This is a genomic window from Devosia equisanguinis (assembly GCF_900631955.1).
In the GTDB taxonomy this organism is placed as follows: domain Bacteria; phylum Pseudomonadota; class Alphaproteobacteria; order Rhizobiales; family Devosiaceae; genus Devosia; species Devosia equisanguinis.
In genome coordinates this window covers 15,991-29,888 of record NZ_UZWD01000025.1, presented here as the reverse complement: position 1 = coordinate 29,888, position 13,898 = coordinate 15,991, and the positions used below count along the sequence as shown (strand labels likewise).

General features: G+C 64.0%; 20 protein-coding genes and 1 pseudogene. 11 read left to right on the top strand and 10 right to left on the bottom strand.

Annotated elements, in window-relative coordinates:
* The first annotated feature begins 1 nt into the window (after position 1).
* Together DEVEQU_RS09625 and rpsU are read left to right on the top strand one after the other, a co-directional pair.
* Positions 2 to 469: a GNAT family N-acetyltransferase gene (locus tag DEVEQU_RS09625; RefSeq protein ID WP_126150358.1), complete on the top strand. Its 468-nt coding sequence runs from the start codon at positions 2 to 4 to the stop codon at positions 467 to 469.
* Positions 470 to 650: 181 nt separating this feature from the next.
* Positions 651 to 893: a 30S ribosomal protein S21 gene (gene rpsU, locus DEVEQU_RS09620; RefSeq protein ID WP_126150357.1), complete on the top strand. Its 243-nt coding sequence runs from the start codon at positions 651 to 653 to the stop codon at positions 891 to 893.
* A gap of 15 nt (positions 894 to 908) precedes the next feature.
* Here the strand turns inward: rpsU and DEVEQU_RS09615 are convergent, their stop codons facing one another.
* Positions 909 to 1,208 carry a hypothetical protein gene (locus DEVEQU_RS09615; protein WP_126150356.1) on the bottom strand — a complete coding sequence of 100 codons (300 nt, stop codon included), beginning with the start codon at positions 1,206 to 1,208 and terminating at the stop codon, positions 909 to 911.
* 168 nt (positions 1,209 to 1,376) lie between these two features.
* Here DEVEQU_RS09615 and DEVEQU_RS09610 point away from each other — a divergent pair, with 168 nt between their 5' ends.
* Entirely contained in the window at positions 1,377 to 1,727 is a 351-nt protein-coding gene (locus DEVEQU_RS09610) for a DUF2200 domain-containing protein (protein ID WP_126150355.1), read from the top strand.
* 33 nt (positions 1,728 to 1,760) lie between these two features.
* Here the strand turns inward: DEVEQU_RS09610 and DEVEQU_RS09605 are convergent, their stop codons facing one another.
* Both DEVEQU_RS09605 and DEVEQU_RS09600 read right to left on the bottom strand, forming a co-directional pair.
* Positions 1,761 to 2,003, bottom strand: a complete 243-nt coding sequence (locus DEVEQU_RS09605; RefSeq protein WP_126150354.1) for a hypothetical protein — start codon at positions 2,001 to 2,003, stop codon at positions 1,761 to 1,763.
* A 78-nt stretch (positions 2,004 to 2,081) separates the two neighbouring features.
* Positions 2,082 to 2,726, bottom strand: a complete 645-nt coding sequence (locus DEVEQU_RS09600) for a dihydrofolate reductase family protein (protein WP_126150353.1) — start codon at positions 2,724 to 2,726, stop codon at positions 2,082 to 2,084.
* A 108-nt stretch (positions 2,727 to 2,834) separates the two neighbouring features.
* Between DEVEQU_RS09600 and DEVEQU_RS09595 the strand changes: the two genes are divergently transcribed.
* Positions 2,835 to 3,758 carry an alpha/beta hydrolase family protein gene (locus DEVEQU_RS09595; RefSeq protein ID WP_164550335.1) on the top strand — a complete coding sequence of 308 codons (924 nt, stop codon included), beginning with the start codon at positions 2,835 to 2,837 and terminating at the stop codon, positions 3,756 to 3,758.
* A gap of 132 nt (positions 3,759 to 3,890) precedes the next feature.
* Positions 3,891 to 4,484 (top strand): hypothetical protein, encoded by a 594-nt coding sequence (locus DEVEQU_RS09590; protein WP_126150351.1) that lies wholly within the window; start codon positions 3,891 to 3,893, stop codon positions 4,482 to 4,484.
* 4 nt (positions 4,485 to 4,488) lie between these two features.
* On the opposite strand, the gene DEVEQU_RS09585 is transcribed toward DEVEQU_RS09590, so the two are convergent.
* The gene (locus tag DEVEQU_RS09585) at positions 4,489 to 5,574 is read right to left on the bottom strand and encodes a helix-turn-helix transcriptional regulator (RefSeq protein ID WP_126150350.1); all 1,086 of its coding nucleotides are present in this window, start codon (positions 5,572 to 5,574) and stop codon (positions 4,489 to 4,491) included.
* Positions 5,575 to 5,751: 177 nt separating this feature from the next.
* On the opposite strand from DEVEQU_RS09585, the gene DEVEQU_RS09580 reads away from it, so the two are divergent.
* Both DEVEQU_RS09580 and DEVEQU_RS09575 read left to right on the top strand, forming a co-directional pair.
* Positions 5,752 to 5,946, top strand: coding sequence for a hypothetical protein (locus DEVEQU_RS09580; RefSeq protein WP_126150349.1), 195 nt, complete (start codon positions 5,752 to 5,754; stop codon positions 5,944 to 5,946).
* Positions 5,947 to 5,975: 29 nt separating this feature from the next.
* Entirely contained in the window at positions 5,976 to 6,872 is an 897-nt protein-coding gene (locus DEVEQU_RS09575; RefSeq protein ID WP_126150348.1) for a tetratricopeptide repeat protein, read from the top strand.
* 49 nt (positions 6,873 to 6,921) lie between these two features.
* On the opposite strand, the gene DEVEQU_RS09570 is transcribed toward DEVEQU_RS09575, so the two are convergent.
* The 4 genes from DEVEQU_RS09570 to DEVEQU_RS20005 all read right to left on the bottom strand — a co-directional run bounded on the left by DEVEQU_RS09570 (position 6,922) and on the right by DEVEQU_RS20005 (position 9,051).
* Entirely contained in the window at positions 6,922 to 7,914 is a 993-nt protein-coding gene (locus tag DEVEQU_RS09570) for a tetratricopeptide repeat protein (protein WP_126150347.1), read from the bottom strand.
* 35 nt (positions 7,915 to 7,949) lie between these two features.
* Positions 7,950 to 8,312: a hypothetical protein gene (locus DEVEQU_RS09565; protein WP_126150346.1), complete on the bottom strand. Its 363-nt coding sequence runs from the start codon at positions 8,310 to 8,312 to the stop codon at positions 7,950 to 7,952.
* A 13-nt stretch (positions 8,313 to 8,325) separates the two neighbouring features.
* Entirely contained in the window at positions 8,326 to 8,622 is a 297-nt protein-coding gene (locus tag DEVEQU_RS09560; RefSeq protein ID WP_126150345.1) for an SH3 domain-containing protein, read from the bottom strand.
* Between the two features lie 180 nt (positions 8,623 to 8,802).
* Entirely contained in the window at positions 8,803 to 9,051 is a 249-nt protein-coding gene (locus tag DEVEQU_RS20005) for a hypothetical protein (RefSeq protein WP_206437825.1), read from the bottom strand.
* Between DEVEQU_RS20005 and DEVEQU_RS20305 the strand changes: the two are divergent.
* Positions 8,944 to 9,180 (top strand): annotated as a pseudogene (locus tag DEVEQU_RS20305) (FecR domain-containing protein); the annotation flags it as partial. The gene DEVEQU_RS20005 and the pseudogene DEVEQU_RS20305 sit on opposite strands and share 108 nt — an antisense overlap.
* On the opposite strand, the gene DEVEQU_RS09550 reads toward DEVEQU_RS20305, so the two are convergent.
* Together DEVEQU_RS09550 and DEVEQU_RS09545 are read right to left on the bottom strand one after the other, a co-directional pair.
* Entirely contained in the window at positions 9,097 to 11,139 is a 2,043-nt protein-coding gene (locus tag DEVEQU_RS09550) for a CHASE2 domain-containing protein (protein WP_386849539.1), read from the bottom strand. The pseudogene DEVEQU_RS20305 and the gene DEVEQU_RS09550 overlap by 84 nt on opposite strands.
* Positions 11,140 to 11,213: 74 nt before the next feature.
* Positions 11,214 to 11,918, bottom strand: a complete 705-nt coding sequence (locus tag DEVEQU_RS09545; RefSeq protein WP_126150342.1) for a Crp/Fnr family transcriptional regulator — start codon at positions 11,916 to 11,918, stop codon at positions 11,214 to 11,216.
* Between the two features lie 113 nt (positions 11,919 to 12,031).
* Between DEVEQU_RS09545 and DEVEQU_RS09540 the strand changes: the two genes are divergently transcribed.
* The 3 genes from DEVEQU_RS09540 (at position 12,032) to DEVEQU_RS09530 (ending at position 13,893) form a co-directional block, all read left to right on the top strand.
* Positions 12,032 to 12,340 carry an SH3 domain-containing protein gene (locus DEVEQU_RS09540; protein ID WP_126150341.1) on the top strand — a complete coding sequence of 103 codons (309 nt, stop codon included), beginning with the start codon at positions 12,032 to 12,034 and terminating at the stop codon, positions 12,338 to 12,340.
* Between the two features lie 248 nt (positions 12,341 to 12,588).
* A complete protein-coding gene (locus DEVEQU_RS09535) occupies positions 12,589 to 13,338 on the top strand; it encodes a hypothetical protein (RefSeq protein WP_126150340.1) in 750 nt (249 codons plus the stop codon).
* A 27-nt stretch (positions 13,339 to 13,365) separates the two neighbouring features.
* On the top strand, positions 13,366 to 13,893 hold the full coding sequence (locus tag DEVEQU_RS09530; protein ID WP_126150339.1) for a hypothetical protein: 528 nt from the start codon (positions 13,366 to 13,368) through the stop codon (positions 13,891 to 13,893).
* Positions 13,894 to 13,898 lie beyond the last annotated feature (5 nt).

Genomic DNA, 13,898 nt, shown 5'->3' with positions numbered 1-13,898 from the left:
CATGCCCCACCTCGACATTCGCGACGCCACGCCCGATGATATCGCCACTATCCTGACGCTCGGTCATGCCGGCGACTCACGCGGCAAGGACACCCCGCCGCTCGATCCGGCCTCACTCGGAGATCCGCGCTACCGTGCCGCTTTCGAGGCCATCGCGGCCGATCCCAACCAAAGGTTGGTGGTGGCCGAGCGCCGAGGCGAAGTCGTCGGCACCCTGCAGATCAGTCTTATCCCCGGCATGCCGGCGTTCGGCATGAAGCGGGGCATTCTGGAAAACGTCCATATCCGCGCTGATCAGCGTGGCAACGGTCTCGGCGGCCAGATGGTCGAATGGGCTATCGGCTTTTGCCGTGACGCCGGCTGCGGAATGGTCCAGCTCACCTCCAACAAGCTGCGCGCCGACGCCCACCGATTCTACCGACGGCTAGGCTTCGTCCAGTCCCACGAAGGCTTCAAGCTGCCGCTCTAGAGGGAAAGCCACTTCGCGTCTTGCCAACGTACCCAAAGCGGAAGCGGCTTTGCAGACTTTTCCACAAAATCCAATTGCACCATGGCCATTTCCGCCCATGGCTGATAGACCGGCGCGGTCGAGCATCCGTTCGATCCCGCCTGCCCCCGTGGTGAGGCGTGCAGCAAGTCAGGAATTTTGAGTGCAGGTACAGGTACGCGACAATAATGTCGACCAGGCCCTCCGGGTCTTGAAGAAGCGTCTTCAGCGCGAAGGCGTGTTCCGCGAAATGAAGCTCCGCAAGTATTTTGAAAAGCCGTCTGAAGAGCGCGTCCGTCGCAAGGCCGAAGCTGTGCGCCGCGTTCGCAAGAATGCCCGCAAGCAGGCTATCCGCGAAGGCCTGATCGCTGCTCCCAAGCGCGTCGAGCGGACTGGCGCCCGCTAAAGCGGGCCTACCCCTTCATAAACTACTGCTGCTCCCAGCCCAGCCCGCATCCTGCCGGGCGAGGCTGGCGCTGCGCATTGCCGCGGCTTCGACCGCCTTCATGTCCAGATGCAGCATGCGGATCTGCTCACGATCCAGCACCACTCCGCCCACCTGCAAGGCAGCGCCGCGCAGGCTGACGGGTGCTGCCTGCTCCATGGCGAAGCGTATTGCCGCCGCCGCAGAGCGGAAATGGCGCGGCCCAGACAATTGCGCCGCTACCACATCGCTTCCCAGATAAAGCGCGCCCGGCGCCTCGAGCAGTTCAGTTCCCATCGCATTTCACGCCGCCCGGCACATATCCGGTCTCGGCGTCCTTCCGTCATGCAAATCACCTGGGGCCGATCCTATCGTCCCTATTGCATCACTGTGATGTCATGATTTGCCCGCGCCTGGCCAGGCGCGTTACACTCCCCGCCCCGGAACCAGGACAGGTCATGCGCCATGAACGGCCATCGCATCTATGCCATGAGCGTTGCCAGCGTTTACGTCCACTACGTCGCCAAGGTGGAGCGCAAAGGCCGTACGAAGGAGGAGCTCGACCAGGTCATCCGCTGGCTGACCGGCTACGATCAGGCTGCGCTCGAGGCCGAACTGGCCAACAAAACCACCTTCGAGGAATTTTTCGCCAAGGCCCCTGCCCTCAATGACAATCGTGCCCTCATCACCGGCAAGATCTGCGGCGTGCGCATCGAGGAGATCGAAGAACCGCTGATGCGCGAAATCCGCTACATGGACAAGCTGGTCGACGAATTGGCGCAGGGCCGCAAGATGGAGAAGATTTTGCGCGCCTGACCAGGCCGCGCTGAGCTCCAAACGGCGCCGGTATCACCCCAATTCGCCGTCAGTGCATTGGGCGTCACTTCCGCTGGTCGCCCGCTGCTCCAGGCAGTCGCACTGCGCCTCGAAGCGCGCAACCTCTTCCTCCGTCAGCTTGCCGCCGTCGATCAACAGTTCCAGCTGTGAACGACACAATTGCGCCTCTGCCGGACCATGGCTGGGCGGCACCTGCGCCAAGGCGACGCCAGGCGCGAGCAGCATCAAAACGAGGGCAGGTCGAAGAAATCGCATGCACATCACCATCTGAATTGCCTGAAGGACAGTTCCCGCTGGTGCCGCGCAAATGCGGACATTCCATGACCCGGCCGATCACCCTTTGCGCGTGAACATCATGTGCACCACCCCACTCGGCGACGGCGTGAGTTCGATGTCGTACCTTTGCTCGATGCCCTCGAGGCCGTCCCACAGGCGCTGCCCGCGCCCCAGCACCACCGGCACCTGCACCAGATGCATGTGGTCGATCAGCCCTTCTGCCAGGAACGCCCGCAGCGTGCGCACGCCGCCTCCGATCCGCACATCGCGCCCGCCTGCCGCCTCTTTGGCCATTGCAAGCACCTCGGCCGGCGGCGCATCGGTGAAATGAAATGTCGTGCCACCCTCCATGGCCAGCGGCGCCCGCTTGTGCCGGGTCATCACGAAAACCGGCGTGTGAAAGGGCTGATCTTCGCCCCACCAGCCATCCCAGCCGGCGTCGTCCTGCCAGCCGGGATAGCCGAACTTGTTCGACCCCATGATCTCGGCACCGATGCCGACATCGAAGGTGCGCAATATGGCGTCGTCGACGCCGCGCGTGCCCCCAGCCTGCCCGAACATGGTTTTGCCCCAGCGCGTGGCGAACATCCACTGATGCAACTTCTGCCCGGCGTGGCCGAAGGGCGCCTCTTGGCTCAGCCCTTCCCCGGTGCCGAACCCGTCGAGCGAAATCGAGAAATGCTGCACCCGCGTCTGCGCCATGGCGACCTCCTGCTTCTACTGCACTATCGCGCGCCAGGCACCGTCGCGGAAGCCCCAGCCAAGCCTTGACTCCCCACCTTTTCCGGGCGGATGCTCAGGGGGCAGACGATGCATATCGTCACTAAAAAGGACATGGATATCATGCGCTTGAGCAAGTTTGGCAGGATTAGCCTCGCTGTCGCTTCTCTCACCTTGGCCGCCATCCCCCTGGCAATGGCCGAAACCTCCACCGACGTTACCTTCAAGAATGGCGATCGCGACGTGCCCGCGACCGTTGTGGTTCCGGATGGCGAAGGCCCGTTCCCCGTCGTGGTGATGAATCACGGCCATGGCGGCGGCCGGCAGGAAAATGGCGGCTTCGGCCGTATCGCCAAGGCCCTCGCCGACAAGGGCATCCTCTCGGTGCGCATGGATTTCCCCGGCACCGGCGACAGCAAGGAGCCTTTTACCGAGGGTTACCTCTCCAACATGATCTCGGATTCCAATGCGGGCCTGGCCTATGTCGAGGCCAACTATCCGGTTGATACCGAAAAACTCGGCATTTTCGGCTATTCCATGGGCGGCCGCATTGCGCTGACCATCGGCGGCTCTGCCGATAACCCCTACAAGGCCATGGCCCTCCTCGCCCCCTCGGCCGATCCTGGCGCTGAAATGGTGGTGGGATTCATGGGTGGCCAGGCCGAATATGACCGCCTCTACGCCGAAGCCAGCAGCGACAAGGGCTATGCCGAGTACAAGACCCAGTGGGGCCAGACGCAGAACCTCAGCAAGACCTGGTATGACGAGATGAACGCCTCCCGGCCGCTCGATGCCATCGGCAATTACAAGGGCGCCATTGTCGTGCTCTATGGCGACAAGGACACCGTGGTTCCCCCGGCCGTCTCTCAGTCGGTCGGTGCCGCCTACCCGGCTGCGACCCTGGTCGAAATCCCTGATGCCGATCACGGCTATGGCTTCTATAGCGATCAGCCCGACGTCACCGCCAAGGTCGACACCACCATCGCCGACTTCTTCGCCGAAAACCTCAAGTAATTCCTTAGGCGGCGGTCCACCCGCCGCCTTTCCATCCCGGCTTGCGCTCGCGAATTGCCGTTGCCCATCGAACACATGTCCGATGCCGCCTTGATCGGCGTGGCTAGAGTGTCCCTCACACGGGGACCACAGATGAACAATTTTGGCAAAATCGCCTTCCTGGCGCTGGCATCGACACTGGTCGTGGGCCAACCCGTAAGCGCCGCAAACAGGACGATCATCGAACGGCTCGAGAGCCACACGCCGGAACAAGCCGCCAAGGTGTTTGTCGGCGCCTTCATGGCGGAAGACTATGTCGCTGCCTATTTCCTTCTCTCGCCCCGCGCCCGTCGCGGCTTTTCCGAAGCGATCCAGAGCTTCAGCCTCGATACGCTATTCGTCGGCCTCGACAATGGCGGGCAGGTCCCCGGCTCCGTGCTCGCCGAAGGTGCCTCCGTCAGCGATGATGACAATTATGCCGTTCTCACCGAGCCAGTCCTGACCTTCGACAATCTGGTCTTTGCGGCCAGCCAGGGTGGCTTTCTGCCGATCAGGCTGGTCGCTCCGCATCTGGGCGCCCCGACAATGTCGAGCGAGGGCCTCCTCATCATCCCCGTCACCAATGACGGCGAACCCAAAGCTCTGTCGCTGGAGCTGGTGCCGACAGCGCGTGGCACCTGGCTGGTCGATCGTATCTCCTGGGCAGGTTCGGCTCCGGGCATGCGGCCCTGGGGCGTGGCGCAGTGATCGGCTAGAGCTGATCCATCAGCATGCGCACCAGCTCCGCCTGCCGGCGCACCCCGGTCTTGTCGAATATGCTGGTGAGCTGGCTGCGCACCGTGGCGATGGAAATGCCCAGCCGCTCGGCCAATGCACTGCGGTCGCCACCAATGGCGAGCTCAAGTACCACATGGGCCTCCGCCGGCGTAAGGCGATAGGCTTGACCGAAACGTTCCGCCTTGCGCCGCAATCGTTCTTCCGGATCGCTGACGATGAGCATCAGCCGCACCGATCCGGCACGCGCCTGTATGCCGCTTTCGTCGGTCACTGGTAGGCAGGCCAGTTGCAATGGCGCGCGATTTGGTTCGCGGGCAATGTCGAGCGTCGCATTAGGCTGAGCGAGCCGGCCGGACAGGCATTGCTGCACCAGCCCCTGCAGCCGCACCGTGTCGGCAGGCGCATGGCAGGCCAGCCGCCCCCTGCTCAGCACCAGGCTCTTGCCCGGACCAACCAGGTTCTCGGCCAAGGTATTTCCGGCCGAAATCCGCCCCTCTGCATCGACCAGAAACACCGCCCGCTCCGTCATGTCGAGCGCGGAAAAAGCGCTCAGCGTCGCCGCGCGGCTTTCCATCAGGAGCTGATTGATGCGTAAGGCGCGCGACAGATGCGGGGCCACCTGCTGAAAGGCGACAAGCTCGGCAGTATCGAGCGCCTGCACAGAATTCACCATGATCGTGCCCAGGATGCCGCCCGACGCGACATTGACCGCTGCGCCATGAAAAAAACCCTGCACGACGCACCATTCGTTGAAAAAAGCACTGCGCCGGAAGGCTTCGATATCGGTGAGTTCGTCGTCGCTGCGCACCTGGTTGAGCCCCTGGCCCCGCATGGCGGCCGGAACCGGATTCTGCGCGTGGTAATGGGCGACATAGCTTTCGACCATGACGGGGTCGGTGCGGGGCGCCACGAAGAGCGGCGTCCGCCCCAGCGCGAGGCCCCCCAGCACCGCCTCGCGGGCGCCAAGAGCATCGGCGAGATGCGCCATGACAGAAGGCCAGAGTGCGGGATCAGCTCCCGCCTCATAGACATGGTCGAGCATCTTCAGAACATCGGTCATCGTCCGGTCCCGTCTATGACTTGGGAAAGTGTGGGGCGGAGGCGCTTCTGTCAATCGCCAGCCACTGCAACTTTCCTACTCAGCTCCCGCATGCGCAGCTGTTCCGTGCGGAACAGCGCCATCCCACGGCCTCTCCTAGAAAGGGTGCATCCAAACCCCGCCGCCCAGGAGGCTCACATGATCCGCTTCGCCATCACCCTCTTCGTTCTCGCGCTGTCATACCCCGCCTTCGCCAATCTGCCCGACCCTGACGCCATCAGCGCCAAGGTCCCTGCCCATACCGCCGATCGTCAGGATGACGCCAAGATCCTGCGCGGCAGTGCCGATCTGCCCATCCGCCACCGCGCTCCGGCGCAGAGCGCTTTCGCCTGAACCGCACCATAGAGATCGGAGGCTCCAACATGTTCACCCGCACCCTCGCCAGCCTGGCCATCGCTTTGGCTCTTGCCGGCTCATCCCATGCCGGCGAATTCAACACGGCCGAAACCGCCTGCGCTCTCGAGGCCGCGAGCCCCTTCGAGCCCGGCTTTGAAACCACCGGCAAGGCCGTGGAGATGATCGACCCACACCGGGCCATCGAGACCTGCTGGGCGGCCCTTGGTACCGGTGACAACGACTATCGTCTCAATGCCTGGATGGCCCGGGCCTATTACGCGGCCGGCGCTTTCGAAGACGCCTTCTACTATGCCAATCGCGCCGCAGCCGAAGGCATCCCCCTCGGCCAATACATTGCCGGCATTCTCTATTCCAACGGCGAAGCCGGTCCGTTGCAGCCCGAATATGGTGCCCAGTTGCTGGCCAAATCGGGTGAAGCCGGATTCATCCCTGCCCTTCAGGGCCTCGCCATCAGCCTTCTCAATGGCACCGGCGTGGCGCAGGACCCTGCTCTGGCAGTCGAATTCCTGCAACTGGCCGCCGATTCAGGTTTCGGCCCGGCGGCGACGACGCTCGGCAAGCTCTATTTCGATGGTATCGGGGTGGACCAAAGCGATATGGAATCGGCTCGCCTGCTGCGTCTCGCAGTTCATCTGGGCGATGCGTCCGGTGCGCATGAACTGGCCCTTTATGCCGAAACCGGCATTGGTGGCCCAGTCGACAAGGCCAAGGCTGCCGAGTTGCACGAAACCGCTATCGCCCTGGGCAACCGCGCCTCGCTCACTAGCCTCGCAATGCTCTATGTGCGCGGCGAAGGCGTAGCGCAGGACCTGGCAAAGGCGGGCCAACTGCTCGAACGGGCCGCAGATATGGGCGATGAAAAAGCCCAGCAATTGCTGAGCCTTATTGTATCCAGTTCTTGATTCCTAAACATGCCACAAGGGGGCGCTCAACGGCGCCCCTCTCCACCTCTTAAGGCATATGGTCAAAATAGCGGCGCAGAGCCTCGAGCGTTGCGGCATCGACCACGCCACTTGCCGGTACCCCCAGCTCACCCTGAATGGCTTTGACATTGCTTTGGCTGATGCCGGTTTCACTCTGCTGCAAGAAACGGCCGAGCTCGAAATCCCGGTCGCGCAACGCCGCCAGAACCAGCGTCTCGCTTTCCGCCTGCTCTGCCGCGCTACCGTCCTGCAGCATCAGCCCCAGTTGCAACCCGGCATTGATGTCGCCATCCTCTTCGGCAGCCAGTCGAAACAGCGCCAGCGCCTCTGCGCGCGCCTGCTCGTCCGGCTCGCCCTCGAGCAGCAGGTAGCCCAGATTGACGCGGGCGAAGCTATGCCCGTCGGCCACCGCCGCCTCATAGAATTGCCGCGCCTTGCCGACGTCGCGCAGCACCAGCTCGCCCTCATCATAAAGCACACCGAGATTATAGGCTGCCTCCGCATCGCCTGCCGCGGCCGAGGCTTCGAACAGTGCAATGGCGCCGGCGATATCCTGCGTCAGCCCGTCGCCGTCGCGTTTCAGCACCGCCAGATTATAGCGTCCGATCACGCTGCCAGCCGCACTGGCCGCTTCGGTCAGCGCGGCACTTTCCTCGGCGCTCTTCTGGCGGCCAGCCTCGGCGAGACCGACCATGGCCTCGGCATGGCCCGCGTCAACGGCCTGCAGGTAGTAGCCGATGGCATCGTCCAAGGCGCCGGCCCGATGAAAGGCGCGACCAAGCTGAAAGGCAATGCGGGGCGACGGCGCTTCCGCCAGAGCCGCGAGACACGCCTCTTGCGCCGCCGCGACATCGATGGCGTCGAAGGGCACGCCGGGAACCCCGTCCGGTCGCGTCTGGTCAAAGGCACTGGCCGCCAGTGCATCACATGTCTGGGCCGCATCCTCGGCCAGCGCGGGTCCACTCAGCGCCCATGCCAAAGCCAGCATCGAAGTCGCAGCGAGAATGCGGTTCAAAACCACGGAAAATCCCCTTTGCCGTCAGGTCTGGTGAGAGCTCAGTCGCAGGCGAGCAGCAGCGGCGCCCGGTGATAGCCGGTATGGGCCTCGAACAGCGTCCCACTGACCGCAATCGCCTCACCTGCCGCAAGCGGCGTGTCGGCACAGGCAAGCTGCACAATTTGCAGCGGCCCGACTGCACCGGTGCAGACCGGCTCGAGCATGTAAAGGAACTGCGCCTCGTAGGGCGCGTCGCCCTTCTGCACGCTGCCAAATTCAGGCGGTCCGGGAAAAATGCCGGTCACCAGGAAACCCGTCAGCGTGGCGGGAGCGTCGGCGGCGAGGCATTGCTCCTGCCCCTGTGTCGGCGCCCCAGCCAAAACGGCCATCGTGGCGCCGATCACCACGCCATGGAACCGCATCGCCGCCACCAGCTTAATACCCCGAGGGCTTGCGATAGACGCCGCCGGAATTATTCGAACCGCAATAGTCGGCATCCGCACTGATATAGCGCCCCGAAACCCAGCCCCAACGACCATTCCAGGAAATGCGATACCAACCATATTGCTGGTCGGTGATTTCGACCTGCACGCAGCGCGCAATGGTGCCGAGCTTGGCGTAATTGGTGCCCGGACCGTCGCGGAAATTGACCGAGCCGGTGGTCCAGGCGGCCGAAGCCAAAGCGGTGCCGGACAGCGTGAGGGCTGCGGCAAGGACGAAAGTCTTGAACATGGGATAATCCCCCCGATGGATGTTATCCCGACCTTAGTTGCCTCATGCCGCGTGTCATCGAACGTCTGTTCGATGACTGGAGCGCTCGCGCGCGCTGTGATGGCACATAGAAAATCACCGGGGATTTGGCACGTGCGCGACAACAACTTCCTGCCCTTGGACAGACGCCAGGCTCTGTGGCTACTGGCAGTAGGCGCCGCGGGCCTCGTTGGCCGGCGGGCCTTCGCTGCCGTCCCCGTCGGCAAGGCCGTCAGCATTGACGGGCCGGTCGCCATCGAGCGCGATGCAGCAAGCCGCGACCTGCTCGTCGATGACGTGCTGATGCTCGACGACAATGTCACCACACGCGAAAACGGCTTTGCTGCCCTGCTCCTGGCCGACAAGACCCGCATCAATCTCGGTGCCGATAGCCAGTTGATCATCGAGCAATTCATCGTCGATCAGGGCGGCGAGATGTCGATCGGTGGCGCCATGCTATTCGACCGTCCCGAGGACCTGCCCAAGCTGGACATGACCATCAAGACTGCCTTCGGGCAGATCGGTGTGCGCGGCACCCGCTTCTTCGCCGGCCCGACTCGCGGGAAATTCTCCGTCTTCGTCGATCGCGGCAGCGTCGAGGTTACTGGTGCCGGCATTTCGCGCACCCTCAATGCTGGCGAAGGCGTCGAGTTTGCAGCTGTCGGCGCACCGCCGGGCGAAGTCGTCACCTGGGGTCAGGGTCGCATCGACGAGGCCTTCGCCCTTGTCAGGGTGGCGCGCTAGATGCCCGATCGGGGTAAACACCTCGACCATTCCGAAACTGCGCACCTCGATTTCCCCCAGCGCCCGCAAAGGCATCTGCGTCAGCTGTGCCGCTTGCGGGCCGATGCAGATGCTTGTGCCCAATTGCTTATTGGCCTGTTCCAGCCGCGCCGCCAGATTGATGGCGGCGCCATGGGCCGTGTAGTCGATTTTATCCGCCGCTCCCACATCGCCGAGGATGGCGCTGCCGGTTTCGATGCCAATCCGTGTCCGCCCGAAGCGAATATCGACCATTTCCGGCCGCTGCCGAAAGGCTTCGGCGAATTCGTGCAATTGCAGCGCGCAGGCCACGGCCTTGTCGACATGATCAGGCAGATCCGCCGGCGCGTTGAACAGCGCATGCACCGCATCTCCCACCAGCTTGTCGATCATGCCGCCATGCGCCAGAACAATCTGTGTCATGCCGGTGAAATAGGCGTCGAGCACCCGCACGAACAGTTTTGGCTCGATGCCCGAAATCGTCTGTGTGAATCCCTCGACATCGGTGAAAAGCGCCGTCACCACCCGCTCCTCGCCCTCCAGCCGCATCAGGCTTGGCTCGCGCACGAAACGCGACACCACGTCGGGCGGCAGCAATTGCCCGATGCGCCGCCGCAAGGCGATCTCAGCCCGCCGAGTCCGCGCCGCCTGCAGGATCATTGCCGCCAGGCCCGCCATCGTGACCACCGCCGGCACCCCGACCGGATCGAGCAGCACTTCGGCCAATATCGCGGTGACGACGGCCCCCCCGATCCAGGCGATCACCAGTGCAAGCCCGATCAATCCCGCCAGCACCGGCGCTAGCAGGGCTCCGGCGACACTGGCAACCAGTCCCAACGCCACGCCGGCGCCACCCTCGATAAAAGGCGCCCATACCGGTCGGAGCGGTAGCCGACCGGCCAGCATACCCTCTGCCAGATCAGCATGGATCTGCACCGATGGATAAAGCGGGCTTTGCGCCGTCGCCCGCAACGCCCCAGCTTCGGGCGCACTGTCGCCGACGAAAACGATCTTTCCCGCAAGAAATGTCCGCGCCGCGCCGCCCGACATCACCGCATCGGCGATGACGGTACGGGCCATCTGCGTTTCGTCCGTGCTCGGGCGAAAGCGCAGGCTGGCAGCTGGCCCGATCGTCAGCTGCAACGGCCCCAGCCGCATCTTCGCCGGATCACCCGATAGAATGATGGTCCCCAGCTTCTGATGCAGCCGCACCGCATCGACAGCGAGCCCCGGATAGGCCCGTTCCCCCGCAACCGCCAAAGCCGGGATCGCGCGGACCACGCCATCGCTCCCCCCGGCAAGCGAGGCCACGCCACTGCCCGTGGCCGCCGCTTCGAACTGGGCACAGGCATGTTCTGCCCCCGCCGCCACCCAGATATCGGGCAGGGCCAGGCCCTCGGTCGCGGCGATAGTCGGCGTCGGCCGAGGCACCCCTCGATCATCGCCAGAGAGCAGAATGCCCAGCGTCGCCGGCACGCGCCCCAGCGCCGTCGCCAGTGCCGTGTTCTGAGCGGACATGCGGCAATCGGCGCTGAGCACGATATCGAGCGCCACAACCGAAGGCCCGGCCTCGGCAATCGCCGCCACCAGTCGTTGCGTATCCTGACGATCCCAACCATCGCGTCTGGCCGAGGCAATATCGACCACCGCCACCGCGCCGGTTTCAGCTGCAGGCATCAGCAGCACCAGCCGGTCCAGCATCGGTTCGCGCCAGAACGCCCACGGCTCCGGCAACATGGACACCAGCCCTGCACCGGCAATCGCCATGGACAGCGCCACACCCAGCGGCAATGCGCGGCGCCAGTCGCGTCTCATTGCAGGGCCGGATCGGCGATCAACATCAGCCGTTCGAGGTCGCAGCTGAGCACATCGCCATTGCGGCTGATTGCCCTTGCAGCCTCAAGCGCCTGGATGGCCTTGTTCACCTTTGGCCGGCTGGCGCCCAGCATTGCCGCCAGTTCCGACTGGTTCAATGCCAACCGCAATTGCGGCGTCTCGGGAATATCGTCCTCGAAATATTGTCGTAGCGTCAGCAACAGAAAGCGGGCCAGCCGCGCCTCGATCTCAAACATGGCGATCGATTCCAGCTGCTCGGTTGTGTCGCGCAAGCGCCCGGCAAGATAGCGGATCATCGCCCCGGCAATATCGGGAAACCGCGCCTGCAGCCGCTCGAAATCGGCCCGCCGCAGGACCAGTCCCTCCCCCGCCTCTGCCGCCGTCGCATCGGCCGAACGCGCCTGCCCATCGAGCAGTGACAATTCGCCCAGAATATCGCCTGGCTCGGCATAGCGCAGCGTCAGCTCGCGCCCATTGGCGGTCAGCAGCGACAACTTGATGCGCCCCTGATGCACGAGGATAACATAGTCACCCTCATCGCCACGCTGGAACAGGGTTTCCCCCGCCATCCAGCGCCGTGGGATGGCCATGGCATCGAGCATGGCAATCGGCTCTGCCGCCAACCCCTCGAAGATCGCGAACGATCGCCAGAACACCGCGCCGGACCGGATCGCGCTCATCTGAGCCCCCAAAGCCCTGTTCCCTGCGGGACAGCGTCTGCCGGTCGAGTGCGCCACTCTGCTTGCCAACGGATCGCACAGGGCGAGACCGGAGAGACAAAAGGATCTGCACCATGTTCAAGAAACTGCTTGTGACCGCTGCCGTCATCGCCGCCACCACCACCGCCGCCATGGCGGCCCCGGCCTGGACCACCGGCTCGGTCAATTTCCGCGATGGCCCGGGCACCTATTATGCCAAGCTGGGCAGCATCTATGCCTGCACCCGCGTCGAAACCGACACCGTCGAAAACGGCTGGTATCGCGTGCAGTGGAATGGCCGCTGGGGCTGGGTGTCGGGCCGCTATCTCAGCTGGAACAACAATTGTTCGAACAGCTATTCGCCCAAGCCGACCTATAATGCGCCTTCGCGCGGCGGTTACTGATCGCCCCAAACTGGCCTCCAGCCTCTGACCCTTGCCCACCCCGGCCTATGCCGGGGTGGGCAAATGCCATTCTGGCGCAGTCCATACCCCATCGGCATCGAACACAAGTTCGATGCGTCTCCGCACCACCCTGTTGCCAAATGCAGCTGCCCTGTTTCGCAGGGAACAGCGCCCAGCCTCCAACGCGGTCAAAAGTGGCGTCAGTCGAACGCACCGGGCGATCGGCACCAGCATAAAGGCACTCCACCATGTCCCTCCCGCGCACTCTCACCGCCGCCGTCACCAAGTCCTGCCGCCCGCTGCTCTTCGGCCTCTGCGCCTCGGTCAGCCTTGCCGGCGCGGCCCTGGCGCAACAGGCGCCGGTCCCCAATCCGTTCGAAGCCGAATTGATGCAGGCTGCGCCCGAACTTTTCGGCTTCCTCAAGACCAATTTCCTCAGCGAGTTTCAGGACCTCGTCGTCAATGCGCAGATGACCCATGCCAGCGGCGGCGACCTCTCGGGGCTCGTTCAGGGCCACTTGCTGCAATTGCGCAAGAGCTATGCCGCCAAGGTTGCCGTCGCCTCCGACGCCACTCTCGCCGCCCTCGGCGATGCCACCATCAGCCTCACCAATGCGGTGCTGGAAGGGGAAGGCGAACTGGCCTGCGCCAACTACAGCGTCAATGGTCCCGCCGTTTTCGACGGCACCCCCGCCGCCGCCAAATATGAAGACCTGCTGCTGGCCCAGATCGTCCACGTGCTCGTCGCCGCCCGCGACGGCATCACCGCCCCCACGGCCCGGCAGGACGCCAGCGACGCCGATTGGCAGACGCTGATCGACCACATGATCGCCCTTGGCATGAGCAACGAGGCTCTCGCCGGCCTCGCCCAGCAGGACCCCACCAATCCGGCGCTGTGCGGCACCATGATCAGCCTGTTCCAGGCCATGGCCAGCGAACCCACTGGCGCCGGCGCCCGCGTGCGCGCACAATTCTTCAGCCAGGTCGCCGCCCTTTAAGCCACGCGCTCACATCCGGAGGAAACCATGTTCCCAAAGAAGACCCTGTTTCTTGGCACTGCCCTGATCCTCTCCACCCTTTCGGTCGCCGCCGGCGAGCTCGACGCCTTCGTCCAGGCGCGAGACGGCGCCACCGCCTGCTGGTCCCGCAGCTACAGCGCCCAGCATCTGCGCGAGCATCCGCACCAGCAGGTCACGGCCATGGACCTCACCGTCACGTATATGGAGGAGACCGCAATGAGCCCGGATCAATATGTCTTCCGCCTGGAAGCCCAATTGCGCGACGGCACTGAGGGTTACGCCGTCGGGCCCTGCATGGCACAGGGTGGCAAGATGTGGTGTGGCGTCGAATGCGATGGCGGCGGCGTTCTGGTCAGCAACCGCAATGGTGGCGACATTCTCGTCGATCTCGCCGCCGTCGGCGCCATCGCCATGTCCACCAGCTGCGGCGAAGACGATTTCGACTCCGGCTTCTCGCTCCAGTCCGGTATCGACGACAAAACCTTCCTCCTCCACTCCCAGCCCGTCCAGATCTGCGAACCCGCCCGTTACTAGGAGAG

Excerpts from the sequence above, each read along its gene's own strand:
- DEVEQU_RS09545 (WP_126150342.1), bottom strand. The coding sequence starts at position 11,918 with ATGAGCGCGATCCGGTCCGGCGCGGTGTTCTGGCGATCGTTCGCGATC.
- DEVEQU_RS09575 (WP_126150348.1), top strand. The coding sequence starts at position 5,976 with ATGTTCACCCGCACCCTCGCCAGCCTGGCCATCGCTTTGGCTCTTGCC.
- DEVEQU_RS09595 (WP_164550335.1), top strand. The coding sequence starts at position 2,835 with ATGCATATCGTCACTAAAAAGGACATGGATATCATGCGCTTGAGCAAG.
- DEVEQU_RS09590 (WP_126150351.1), top strand. The coding sequence starts at position 3,891 with ATGAACAATTTTGGCAAAATCGCCTTCCTGGCGCTGGCATCGACACTG.
- DEVEQU_RS09580 (WP_126150349.1), top strand. The coding sequence starts at position 5,752 with ATGATCCGCTTCGCCATCACCCTCTTCGTTCTCGCGCTGTCATACCCC.
- DEVEQU_RS09610 (WP_126150355.1), top strand. The coding sequence starts at position 1,377 with ATGAACGGCCATCGCATCTATGCCATGAGCGTTGCCAGCGTTTACGTC.
- DEVEQU_RS09535 (WP_126150340.1), top strand. The coding sequence starts at position 12,589 with ATGTCCCTCCCGCGCACTCTCACCGCCGCCGTCACCAAGTCCTGCCGC.
- DEVEQU_RS09625 (WP_126150358.1), top strand. The coding sequence starts at position 2 with ATGCCCCACCTCGACATTCGCGACGCCACGCCCGATGATATCGCCACT.
- DEVEQU_RS09615 (WP_126150356.1), bottom strand. The coding sequence starts at position 1,208 with ATGGGAACTGAACTGCTCGAGGCGCCGGGCGCGCTTTATCTGGGAAGC.
- DEVEQU_RS09565 (WP_126150346.1), bottom strand. The coding sequence starts at position 8,312 with ATGCGGTTCCATGGCGTGGTGATCGGCGCCACGATGGCCGTTTTGGCT.
- DEVEQU_RS09560 (WP_126150345.1), bottom strand. The coding sequence starts at position 8,622 with ATGTTCAAGACTTTCGTCCTTGCCGCAGCCCTCACGCTGTCCGGCACC.
- DEVEQU_RS09540 (WP_126150341.1), top strand. The coding sequence starts at position 12,032 with ATGTTCAAGAAACTGCTTGTGACCGCTGCCGTCATCGCCGCCACCACC.
- DEVEQU_RS09605 (WP_126150354.1), bottom strand. The coding sequence starts at position 2,003 with ATGCGATTTCTTCGACCTGCCCTCGTTTTGATGCTGCTCGCGCCTGGC.
- DEVEQU_RS09600 (WP_126150353.1), bottom strand. The coding sequence starts at position 2,726 with ATGGCGCAGACGCGGGTGCAGCATTTCTCGATTTCGCTCGACGGGTTC.
- DEVEQU_RS09550 (WP_386849539.1), bottom strand. The coding sequence starts at position 11,139 with ATGTTGCCGGAGCCGTGGGCGTTCTGGCGCGAACCGATGCTGGACCGG.
- DEVEQU_RS09530 (WP_126150339.1), top strand. The coding sequence starts at position 13,366 with ATGTTCCCAAAGAAGACCCTGTTTCTTGGCACTGCCCTGATCCTCTCC.
- DEVEQU_RS09585 (WP_126150350.1), bottom strand. The coding sequence starts at position 5,574 with ATGACCGATGTTCTGAAGATGCTCGACCATGTCTATGAGGCGGGAGCT.